General features: G+C 41.7%; 7 protein-coding genes. 1 reads left to right on the forward strand and 6 read right to left on the reverse strand.

Translation table 11 applies throughout. The features are described from left to right. Nucleotides 1-140: 140 nt before the first annotated feature. Nucleotides 141-4280 carry a two-component regulator propeller domain-containing protein gene (locus tag N6H18_RS01730; RefSeq protein WP_262310119.1) on the reverse strand — a complete coding sequence of 1380 codons (4140 nt, stop codon included), beginning with the start codon at nt 4278-4280 and terminating at the stop codon, nt 141-143. Nucleotides 4281-4433: 153 nt separating this feature from the next. On the opposite strand from N6H18_RS01730, the gene N6H18_RS01735 reads away from it, so the two are divergent. Beyond that, entirely contained in the window at nt 4434-6701 is a 2268-nt protein-coding gene (locus N6H18_RS01735; protein WP_262310120.1) for a glycoside hydrolase family 3 N-terminal domain-containing protein, read from the forward strand. Between the two features lie 190 nt (nt 6702-6891). Here N6H18_RS01735 and N6H18_RS01740 read toward each other — a convergent pair whose 3' ends face one another. From N6H18_RS01740 to N6H18_RS01760, 5 genes are all read right to left on the reverse strand, one after another. Further along, the gene (locus tag N6H18_RS01740) at nt 6892-7824 is read right to left on the reverse strand and encodes a sugar phosphate isomerase/epimerase family protein (RefSeq protein WP_262310121.1); all 933 of its coding nucleotides are present in this window, start codon (nt 7822-7824) and stop codon (nt 6892-6894) included. A gap of 99 nt (nt 7825-7923) precedes the next feature. Then, on the reverse strand, nt 7924-9411 hold the full coding sequence (locus tag N6H18_RS01745; RefSeq protein ID WP_262310122.1) for a glycoside hydrolase family 30 protein: 1488 nt from the start codon (nt 9409-9411) through the stop codon (nt 7924-7926). Nucleotides 9412-9772: 361 nt separating this feature from the next. After that, nucleotides 9773-11041, reverse strand: a complete 1269-nt coding sequence (locus N6H18_RS01750) for an adenylosuccinate synthase (RefSeq protein WP_262310123.1) — start codon at nt 11039-11041, stop codon at nt 9773-9775. 7 nt (nt 11042-11048) lie between these two features. After that, nucleotides 11049-11390, reverse strand: coding sequence for an STAS domain-containing protein (locus tag N6H18_RS01755; RefSeq protein WP_262310124.1), 342 nt, complete (start codon nt 11388-11390; stop codon nt 11049-11051). Between the two features lie 14 nt (nt 11391-11404). Further along, nucleotides 11405-11857, reverse strand: a complete 453-nt coding sequence (locus tag N6H18_RS01760) for a Fur family transcriptional regulator (protein WP_262311570.1) — start codon at nt 11855-11857, stop codon at nt 11405-11407. Between the last annotated feature and the right edge of the window lie 18 nt (nt 11858-11875).

The raw sequence follows: 11875 nt of genomic DNA on the forward strand, positions 1-11875 counted from the left end.
GATTTAAAAATTAGTAAATAGATTTAGTAATAATCGTTCATCAAACTTCCCAATTCCACATCCAATTTGCGTTGGGGATTTGTCACAAAGGAAGTAGGTAATTCCTTCAAAATGTCTCAAAATGTCCTTTCAGACTCTTTCTACAAAGTTTTTTCTGTTACATCTTGTGCGTATTCGGAGGGATTCACACCATATTGTTTCTTGAAACAATCTCTGAAATACTGCAAATCATTGAATCCTACTTGGTACGTAATCTCCGAAATATTCATTTCGTCCTGACGGATCAATTGCGCGGCACGCTTCAACCGAATTGACCTGATAAATTCATTGGCAGATAACCCAATAAGCCCTTTGAGCTTTCGATACAGCTGCATCCTGCTCATACCCAGTTCTCGACCCAGATCATCGACATAAAACTCCGAGTTGGACATGTTGGATTCAATGACAGCTACCGCTTTTTGCATGAACTCTTCGTCTCTGGATGCAATCTTTATATTCTTCGGCTCTATGTTGAAGGTATTTTTGTGTAGGAGCTGTCCACGTATCTGGTCTCTGGTTTTGAGGGCATTTCTCACTCTCAACGTCAATAGTTTGGGATTGAAGGGTTTGGTTATGTAATAATCAGCGCCCAATTCAAACCCATTGAGCGCACTGTCATTGGATGCCTTGGCTGTGAGTAATATGACTGGAATGTGACTTGTTTTTTCATCTAACTTGACTTCTCTACATACTTCGAATCCATCCTTGCCTGGCATCATGACGTCTGAGATGATGAGGTCTGGAATCTGGGCTTTTGCTTTTTCAATCCCCTCTTCTCCATCCTCGCCTTCGATCACTCGGTATTCTATCTCCAGGATGCTCTTGATGTAGCTTCTGATGTCTGCATTGTCCTCCACAACCAATACCAACGGCAGCTTCTTTCCTTCTTCCTCCAGCGCAATGTCGTTGGACGAGGTTGATTCATGGATTTGCTCCTCTAGTTCATAGATAGTCTGTTTCTCCAGAGACTGGGCTGGCAGGTCACCTTCTTCGACAAAATCCTCTGCATCAAAATGTGCCTTTCCCTTGAACAAATGAACTTCAAAAGTGGTGCCCTCATCCTCCTTGCTATGAAACTCAACATGTCCATGGTGTAGCTCCACCAGCTCCTTGGTCAAAGAAAGTCCAATGCCTGTACCCTTTCTTTTCTTCTTTTTGTTGTCTCTGACTCTATAATATCTGTTGAAAATATATGCTTGTTCCTCTTCAGGAATCCCAATCCCATCGTCTTCTACTTCCAAAATCACCTTATCTGCATCCTCTTTTAAACCGATGACAACCCTACCGTAATCATTGGTGTACTTGAATGCATTGGACAACAAATTCACGACAACCTTTTCCATCTTTTCTTTATCAAACGAAAGCTCGACCTTGGTCTTGGGCAATACGACTTTGTATGCGATACTTTTAGTATTGGCCATGGATGAAAACGAATGCACGATAGGTTTGAGAAAAGCGACCAGATCAGTCGTGACCAATTCCAATCTCATCTTGCCAGATTCGAGTTTTGAGAGTTCAAGGAGTTGATTGATCAGGTTGAGCAGATTTTCGGCGCTGCGCAGCATCATACTGGCTTGCTCTTTACTGCTCGAATATCTCTCCGTCTCCACCATAGCCTTGAGTGGCCCGAGGATCAACGTCAGCGGTGATCGAAATTCGTGAGAAATATTGGCAAAGAAACTGGACTTCATTTGATCCAATTCTTGCATTTTAGAGAGTTCCATATGCTCTAGGTACAGCTTGGATTGAAGCCTCTCTCGATTGACTACCGTCTGAAATGCCCAAAATAGAATTCCTAAGACCAACATACCATAGACAATGTGTGCCCAAGTAGTATCATACCAAGCTGGGGAAATGCTGACCACAAAAGAAGCCTCCTTCGTGCTCCAAGCACCTCCATTGTCTGTGCCCTTTACTCTGAATCTGTATTCTCCTGGAGGTACATTGGTATAGTATGCCTCTCGTCGATTACCAGCTTGCTGCCATTCACGGTCATAATTTTCGAGAATGTAAGCGTACTCGTTTTTACTGGATTGACTAAAATTGATCTGTGAAAATTCAAAACTGAGGTCATTTTGATCATACTTCAACGAAACATGACCTCCATCCAACAAACTACCCTCAAGTCCTTCCTTCTTGCTCCCCTTGATGGATTCATTGGAAATCTTGAAATCTGCCAAATAAATCTGGGGTTCTTCAAAATCATCTTTGATCTGCGTGGGATCGATCACATTGAAGCCATCTACACCTCCAAACAACAAAGAACCATTTGACAATTTGAAACTCGAATTCTTGAAAAATTCCATCGCCTGAATCCCATCACTGAGATCAAAATTCCGAGCTTGACCTGTTGAAACATTGAATCGGATAATCCCCTTATTAGTCCCTAACCAAAGATTTCCTAACTCATCAGCTTGGATCGCATGAATGGCTTCATCTACAAATCCATTTTCTGTCCCATACTTGATAAAACTTTCGCCTTTCTCATCGTATAGATTCAATCCTCCAGAAGTTCCAATCCATATTCTACCCTCTTGATCCTCGAGTACACACTCGACTGTATTGTCACTCAATGATGTGGCATCACTTCCATCATGGATGAACCTGCGAAACTTTCCTAATTCAGTATCTGGCATCAAGTTTAACCCAGTTCCTTCTGTGCCTACCCATATTCTACCTTTGGAGTCTTGGTAGACATGTCTGGTCAAATTGGAACTAATACTATTGGGATCCCTATCGTCCAATGCATATGATGTGAAAGAAGATGACCTAGGATCATACATGACCAATCCAGAGCGAAAAACTGCAAACCATATTCTACCCTGATCATCTTCCATCATAGAGAATACATTTTCTTTGCCTAGGTGCTTTTCAAATCCATGCTTCAACAAGAAGGGTTTAAAACCCTTTTGACCCTTTCTTTTCACCAGTACTCCTCCCTGCCAACTGCCAACCCAAACATTCTCATGCTGATCTATCATGAGAGTTAAAACTTGATCACTCATTTGAGGATATTGATCCTTTCTGTAGTGCGAAAAGGTTTCATTTTTGACATCCCAATAATCTAAACCTCCTCCGTCAGAAGCTATCCATACGTTATGATCTTTGTCCTCAAAAAAAGAGCTAATGGCATTGTGAGTCAAAAAGCGGTCATCGTAGGGGTTGTGTTTATACACTGCCAGTTTACGGTTGCTTTCATCCAGTTTGAAAAGTCCTTTGTTGAAAGTCCCCACCCAAATGACTCCATTGGTATCTTCAAAAACAGACCATATGGAGTTGTTTTTGATACTGTACAAGCTTTTGGAGTCGTTGGTAAACCATCTGTATTGATTGTTGGTCAAGTCCACTCTGCACAATCCATGATTTTCACTACCAATCCATAGACGCTGCTGCTGATCCTCCACGAGCATCAGTACAAAAGGATCTTCTCCTCGGGCATTGGGAGTCGGTATATGCTCGAACAGGTATTTTCCACTCTTGTCATAGCTCACTTTATCAATCCCTCGGTCCGTACCGATCCAGATATGATCCTTTCCTCCATAGTTGATACAGCGCACAATATCTGAAATTGGCGTATTGGGATTTTCATCACTATGTCTAAAGGGAATAAAACGCTTGGTGTTGGTATCAAACAAATTGAGTCCTCCACCCCAGGTAGCCACCCATAGATTGCCCCTTCCATCTCCAATCACCCCGTTCACTACGTTAGAAGAAATACTCCAAGAGTCATTGTCATTGTGTCGATATTGTGAGAATGCATTGTCCCTTTTGTTCCATACCAAAAGGCCATTTCGCTCGGTCGCAAACCAAATATTCCCCTCTCTGTCCTCATAAAAACCATTGATGGTAGCAGAAGCAAGTTCTGATGGTACATTATCAGCTTGCAATTGATAGAAGGTTTCGGATGCCTCGTCATAGATGCTATACCCTGCTGCCAATGTCCCTACCAAAACCTTGTTGTCAGATGTCACATATAGAGAACGGACATAATTGCTACGAATAGATAAAGAATCATCAGCATCGTGCAAATACGATTGCATGTTGATACCATCATACTTGTTGAGCCCACCTCTCGTCCCCAACCATAGGAATCCATGCTGGTCTTGGACGATCGCCGAGACTGTGTTTTGAGACAGCTCCTGATCTGTGGTTAAAAACTGATAGTCAGATATGCCTTCCTGAGACACCACAGACTGAATAGTAATCAGGCTGATGAATAGTAATATCCCCAATGCTTTCATAATACATTCTTTGGTGTAAATATTTCAATAATTATCCGTAAGCCGAATACACTGTACAAATTACCTCTGTTCTTTGGTATATATACCGCCGTAGAACAGAGTACTTCAGAATGATCTTTGTTCTCGTTAAAAATCAAAGTACACAAAACAAGTATGATAGTAAAATATACTAAAATTCTTTTTGGTATCGCAGCAATTGCTGCCATCTCGTTGGTCTCCTGTCAACCATCGACAACCTCTACTTCCAAAAAGTCCCAAGATAAAAGAGTGACAGACTTGATCAGCCAAATGTCTACCGAAGAAAAAGTCGGGCAAATGACGCAGATTACACTCAGTGCACTCTACACAGATGGTCAGTTAGATCTGGAGAAACTCAGGTATGGCATAGTCACCAAAAACATTGGATCTATACTCAATGTAAATGGCCTTCCACTGAGTATCACCGAATGGCACCAGTTACTTACACAAATTCAAGACATAGCCACACAAGAGACTAGTCTCAAGATTCCAATATTGTATGGTATCGATGCGATCCATGGCACGACTTATACGCAAGGTTCAACGTTGTTTCCCCACAACATAGGAATGGGAGCCACTAGGAATACTGATCTGGTGGGACAATCAGCCAAAATCACTGCTCTAGAAACTCGTGCCTCGGGTATCAGATGGAATTTTGATCCAGCATTGGGAATTGCCCGTCAGCCACTTTGGTCACGATTTGAAGAAATGTACGGAGAAGCAACCGCACTCTCCATTGCTATGGGTAGTGCGGCTATCAAAGCATATGAAGAAGACGGGTTGGATCAAATCACCGCGGTAGCATCATGCATGAAGCACTACTTGGGCTACTCTGTTCCACTCAGTGGCAAGGATCGAACTCCTGCATATATACCAGAAGCACAATTGAGAGAGATATTTTTACCTCCATTCATCGCGGCGGTCAACAGCGGCACCTCTACAGTCATGATCAACTCAGGTGAAATCAACGGCGTACCCGTACATGCGAGCAAGTATTACTTGACAGACCTACTCAGAGGAGAATTAGGATTCGAAGGGTTGGCTGTGACTGATTGGGAAGACATCATCAGATTGAACTACAGACATCACGTGGCTCCCACCAACAAAGAGGCTGTAAAAATCGCAATCAACGCAGGCATAGATATGAGCATGGTACCACAAGATTACTCATTCTATGATGACTTGGTCGCTTTGGTCGACGAAGGTGAAGTGCCTATGTCTCGGATAGATGAAGCGGTGTACAGAATCATGAAATTGAAATTTGATTTGGGCTTGTTTGACAATCCATACCCGGAAAAAGCTGCCATAGCCAACTTCGGCAAAGAATCATACCAAGAAGTGGCACTGACGGCTGCATTGGAATCTATCACCCTGCTAAAAAACGAAAATGGAACACTCCCATTGGATACAACTGCTAAAGTTTTGCTCATGGGACCAGGAGCCAATAACCTAGGTGCATTGCACGGATCATGGTCCTATACTTGGCAAGGTCAAGATGAAAATCAATTCGCAGACGAGACCTTGACTCTCAAAGAAGCATTGGAAGCTAAAATTGGTGTCGCCAATGTCATCTGCAACACAACTGGCAATTTTGATGATTCTGAAAACACCAACATTGCATTCCTCAACAGCCATGCAGCCAAATCGGATGTGATCATGTTGGTGATTGGTGAAAAATCCTATGCTGAGTCTCCAGGAGGCATTCACGACCTCAACTTGGCAGATAATCAAATACAACTCGCCAAGGCTGCCTATGCCACTGGCAAACCTGTAGTACTACTCATCGCAGAAGGACGCCCTAGAGTGATCTCATCTATCGTGGATGGTGCAGACGCCATCATGCAATTGTACCGACCCGCTAGTCAAGGTGCTGCTGCGACAATGGAGATTTTATTTGGAGATTACAATCCCAATGGCAGACTACCATACTCCTATCCACGACATGCGGGAGACATCATCCTCTATGACAGAAAACATACCGAAGAAGTTACGGAATTCGTCCCGGATTCTTATGGCGGAGGTGGTTACAATCCTCAGTGGGAATTTGGACATGGACTCAGCTACACTACTTTTTCTTACGGAGAGATCAAATTAGACAAATCTGAATACACGACTACAGACAAGATCCAAGTAAGTGTAGAAGTCACCAATACAGGTAATAGGGCTGGAAAAAATAGCATCGACCTCTTCGTATCAGATCACTACGCTTCATTGACTCCTAGTTTCAAGGTATTGAAGGGCTTTACCAAGGAGAACTTTGAAGCTGGTGAATCTAAAATGATAAGATTTGAATTGGATTCAGATGATCTTTCTTTCATCAATTCAGAAGGGGAAAAGACAATAGAAGCAGGAGAGTTTAGTGTAAGAATTGGTGATAAGATATCAACCTTTAGATTGAAGTAGGTCACTACATAGATTTAAAACGGTATTTGCTTTTTGATTTTAACACTTAAAAAGGCACCAACCTAAATGCAGCACTTCTGCTTCTTCTTTATACCCAGAAAATAATAGTTAATAGTTCAATTTTCATTTTAGTCTTGATAGAAAACCCCAGCTGCTTGGGGTTTTCTATTTTGTAAGTTTCTGTGAATGACTACTGCTCTTTTGGGATGCGATCCCAATATTTTTCTATCAGTGCTTTGGTCATTTTGATACCTTCATGCTCTGACACACCGTCTCCTTCGAATTCTACACCTATGTATCCATCAAAATTGCTCGCATTGACCATGTCAAAAATCCTCTTATAGTCTGTCTCCACCGCTTCACCATTTTCATCAAAACGGAAAGTCTTGGCACTAATCCCAAAACTATAAGGCAGCAAATCCTTTACTCCTTGATACTTGTCATAGTCTGCAAAATTGCCAAAATCAGGCAGTGCTCCTACGTTTGGATGATTGGCAATTGCCAAAACCTGAGATAACCTGGTCCCATTGCTAGAGAAAGAATTCATATTCCAAGAGCCATCAGGCATGCTGACACCATGATTCTCTATGATCACCATCAGCCCCTTTTCCTTCGCCAAATCTCCCAGTTCCCTCATGGACTTCACCAAGGCAGCACTAACATCCTCATCTGTGCCAAACCCATTGCCATTGACACGTATTGAGAGGCATCCTAGAAATTCCGCCGCTTCCAGCCATTTGACATGGTTTTGTACCGCTATCTGACGAGCGACCTCTGTGGTATCACCCAGATTGCCTTCGTGATCCACCATGATCATTGTGCTCTTGACATGATAGCGCTCACAGCTGTCCTTGAGTTGCTGTAGATAGGCTGCATCGTAGTTATTATCAGGAAACAACTGCGAGACGTACTCTACCGCGTAGATCCCAAACTCCTGAGCAGCCACTCTAGGAAAATCTAGGTTATCCATTTTACCACTTTTGATCGCTCTGTGGAGAGACCACTCGGCCAAAGAAATTTTCACATCTGGTTGTTGCTTCTCTTCACTTTTTGTCAAAGTGCAACCTGTATTTATCCATATAATGGATACAATTGACATATAGAGTAATAAGCTTTTCATCATGCTAGTTTGTTTTATGTTAGAAACTAAAAAGAGCGAAGTTTACTCATCACTGATTCACTGCGCTCTCTACCATTCAATATTTTAGATGACTATCTATAATTATTCGATCACCACAGTTTGGATTGCATGTGGCAAAATAGTCACTTTGATTCCCTCAGATTTGACATAGAGATTGTAATCCATTTCCATATCACTTTGATTCATCACCACAGTCACCAGAGAGCCATCTTCATTGATAAACGACGTACTCAACAACTGACTTCTGCTCGATACAGTACTCACTCGTTTGGCTCTAGGACGAATAAATTTTGAAAAGTGCCCAATGTAGTAAAAAGATGGAGTATAGATCAACTCTCCTGTGCGGGTATCAGCATGGATGGGTGAAAAACAGAAGTTTTGAACGTGATTAGGTCCGCCCGTCTGATCCAAGAGGATATTCCAATCCGTCCATCCGACAGTACCTTGGTTAAAGTCATTAATCATAGATCCACCATATCTCTCAGCGTTAGGCCAATATTGATATTTAGCAGAATCAAACTTCTCCACACAACCCTCGGTAAATAGCAGCTTTTTATCTGGATAGGCTTCTTGCACTTTGTCCAAATTATCGAACATCGGTTCTCCGCCAGTCCATGTTTCGTACCAGTGAAATCCAATCCCCCAAGCATACTTGGCAGCCTCAGGGTCTTCAAAAATCGTGGCAGCCCTATGGTTGATCAAGTCTCTGTTGTGATCCCATACCACGATTTTCTTATCTCCTAGTCCTTCCCTTTCCATGATCGGACCTAGATGATCTCTCAAGAAATCTCGCTCATCCTCTGCAGTGTAGATACATGACTCCCAAGTCTGGCTAGCCATAGGTTCGTTCTGAATCGTGATCCCCCAAATAGGCATTCCCTCTTTCTCATAAGCTTTGATGAACTTGGTGTAATACAATGCCCAAGCATCCCTGTATTCAGGCAGGAGTTTTCCTCCCTGAAGCATATCCTTGCTGTCTTTCATAAATGCAGGAGGGCTCCATGGGCTCACGTAAAACAACAATTCACCACCTGCCATCTCTAGGGCTCTCTTGATCATCGGTATGCGATACTTATAATCGTGACTGATGTCAAATGTTTTCAATTCCTTGTCTTCGTCAGATACGTAGGTATAACTAGCAGGGCTAAAATCACAACTATGAATTGGTGTACGCAACAACGAATATCCGATACCTTGTGCTTGACTATAGTAGGATGTAAGAAACTCTTGTTGCATTTCTTTGGACAACTGTGCAAAAGTCTCGGCTGAAGCATCCGTAATAGCTCCTCCGATCCCTATAAATTCTTGAAATGTTTTGTTAGGATTAACAAAAACCGAAACTTCACTTTCAACTGGTTGGCCAACAGGTTTGAAATTTGCCTTACCTGTGATTGACAATCGTAGTTTGGTCCCACTGGCTGTGGTATATATCATTACTTTTTTACCAATCGCCGAATAAGCAATTGCTGCATTTTCAGCTTGATTTTGTTCTACGACTGGCTTCTTGTTTTCTGGCATGCATCCCAACAAGGAAACAGCAACAAGTGCTGTGATGAGTTGATTTTTCATGTATTGAATAGAGTTATTAATTTAAATAAATAAGTCCGCACAGTAATATACCGTGGTGACCCTACCATAAACATCCTCTGAGATATTGTCATGCCCATTAGTCTGAGACAATGCTTATGCAACAAATCTAGTACAAGGAGGATTAAACAACACTTGTATTTCTTTCAAAAAAGACAGGGAATTATAACGTATCTAATCGTTATACAAAGGTTATCAAGTAATAAAAAAAATCCCAAGACCGCAGCCTTGGGGAGGGGTGATTAAATCCGAAGATTCGTTCGCCACAGCAAAGCTAAATCATTCTAAACGAACAAAGCCTGAGCATGTCTGCTCAGGCTTTGTTATCAATTTTTGAATCTTATTATTTGATCAAGGTCTGCTTGCGATCTGGGCCTACAGACACGATATCAATAGAAAGTCCTACTGCGTTCTCGATGTATTCCACATATTTTTTCAAACTAGCCGGCAAGCCATCATAGGATGATACACCTGTCAAGTCTTCTGTCCAGCCTTCTAATGTTTCATAAACTGGCTCGAAAGTATCATCGGACAAATCAAATGGCATATGATCGGTCAAAGTACCATCTTGACTTTTGTAGTGTGTACACACTTTGATTTGTTCAAATCCAGAAAGCACATCTGCCTTCATCATGTACAATCTCGTAGCACCATTGACCATGATCGCATATTTCAAAGCCGGCAAGTCCAACCATCCACATCTTCTTGGTCGGCCAGTTGTTGCACCAAATTCAGCACCATTTGCTCTCAAAGTTTCACCGATTTCATCATTGAGTTCGGTTGGGAATGGTCCACTACCTACTCTTGTGCAATAGGCTTTGAACACACCGAATATCTCGCCTATTCTGTTGACTGCTACACCTAGACCTGTACAGGCTGCTGCGGTAGTCGTGTTTGAACTCGTCACGAATGGATAGCTACCAAAATCAATGTCTAGCAAAGAACCTTGTGCACCTTCGGCCAATACTTTGTCTCCTGCACTCAAATGCGCGTTGAGCATGTATTCACTGTCTATCAATTCAAATTTCTTCAAGAATTCTACTCCTTTGAAGAAAGCCTCTTCCAACTCCGTCAAGTCAAACTCAAAATCATATCTCTTCAAGATGTCAAGGTGACGCTTCTTAGAGGCCTCATATTTGAACATGAAATCAGCACCTAAGGTGTCGCCTGTTCTGAGTCCGTTTCTTGAGATTTTATCTTCGTAAGTTGGGCCGATACCTTTCAAGGTTGATCCGATCTTCTTATCACCTTTGGCATTTTCGTAAGCTGCATCCAATATCCTGTGTGTGGGCAAGATCAACTGTGCCTTTTTTGATATTTTCAACTTGCTGGCGTCATAGTTTTCAAACTTCTCCAACGCCAAAATTTCCTTTTGGAATATAGCTGGATCCAATACCACACCATTTCCAATTACATTGATAGCTCCTTTATGAAAAATACCAGAGGGGATCTGGTGCAATACGTGTTTCGTATCTCCAAATTTCAATGTGTGGCCCGCATTGGGTCCGCCTTGAAATCTGGCAATCACCTTGTAATTAGGTGTCAAGTAATCAACTATTTTTCCTTTACCTTCATCTCCCCACTGGAGTCCCAGCAATACATCTACAGACATGCGCTTATTATTTATTCAGTTCCTTTTTTGCTTGATCCAAGTCATCTACGATTGCAAATATTGCATTCAGTTTGGTGATGACAAGTAGTTTTTTTACGTGATCAGAAGGGTTAACTAGTATGACCTCTCCACCTTTATTTCTAAACTTGGTCAAGATAGTAATCAATACTCCTATACCGCTACTATTGATATATCTCACTTGAGAAATGTCAATCGCGCATTTGGTAATGTTGTTGTTTAATGTGTTGTTGACACTTTCGATGATCTCTGGGCCATTTTCTTCCCCAATCAGGTCACCTTCAAATTGAATGATCATCAAATCATTCTCTTGATTGAAATTAAAAGTCATTTCTTGCGAATTAATTAATGATTCTTGTCTTTTTTATCTTTTGCGAAGAAATACAAGGAATGATGGGTAATATCAATGTCAAACATTTCTTCTAAGGTTCGCTTGATGTTCTGAATCCTAGGGTCACAGAATTCCAGAACTTCTCCAGAACCTTGCATCAATATATGATCGTGCTGCTTGAAGCCGTAAGACTTTTCGTACTGTGCTAGATTTTGTCCAAACTGATGCTTGGTGACCAAATCGCACTCTACCAGTAGATCTAGTGAATTGTAGACAGTCGCTCTACTCACACGGTAATTTTTGTTCTTCATACTGATATATAAGGTCTCTACATCAAAATGACCCGATTTACTATATATCTCTTCCAAGATAGCATAGCGTTCTGGTGTTTTGCGCAGTGACTTTCCTTCCAAAAATTTAGTGAAGATGTTTTTTACTTCTTCGTAAACTTTGGTTTTGATATCAATATGTCCTTCTGTTTGGCT

Origin of the sequence: Reichenbachiella agarivorans (genome assembly GCF_025502585.1) — a bacterium.
Lineage (GTDB): Bacteria > Bacteroidota > Bacteroidia > Cytophagales > Cyclobacteriaceae > Reichenbachiella > Reichenbachiella agarivorans.

Coding starts and splice junctions, on each gene's coding strand:
- N6H18_RS01730 (WP_262310119.1), bottom strand. CDS start 4,280: ATGAAAGCATTGGGGATATTACTATTCATCAGCCTGATTACTATTCAG.
- N6H18_RS01735 (WP_262310120.1), top strand. CDS start 4,434: ATGATAGTAAAATATACTAAAATTCTTTTTGGTATCGCAGCAATTGCT.
- N6H18_RS01740 (WP_262310121.1), bottom strand. CDS start 7,824: ATGATGAAAAGCTTATTACTCTATATGTCAATTGTATCCATTATATGG.
- N6H18_RS01745 (WP_262310122.1), bottom strand. CDS start 9,411: ATGAAAAATCAACTCATCACAGCACTTGTTGCTGTTTCCTTGTTGGGA.
- N6H18_RS01750 (WP_262310123.1), bottom strand. CDS start 11,041: ATGTCTGTAGATGTATTGCTGGGACTCCAGTGGGGAGATGAAGGTAAA.
- N6H18_RS01755 (WP_262310124.1), bottom strand. CDS start 11,390: ATGACTTTTAATTTCAATCAAGAGAATGATTTGATGATCATTCAATTT.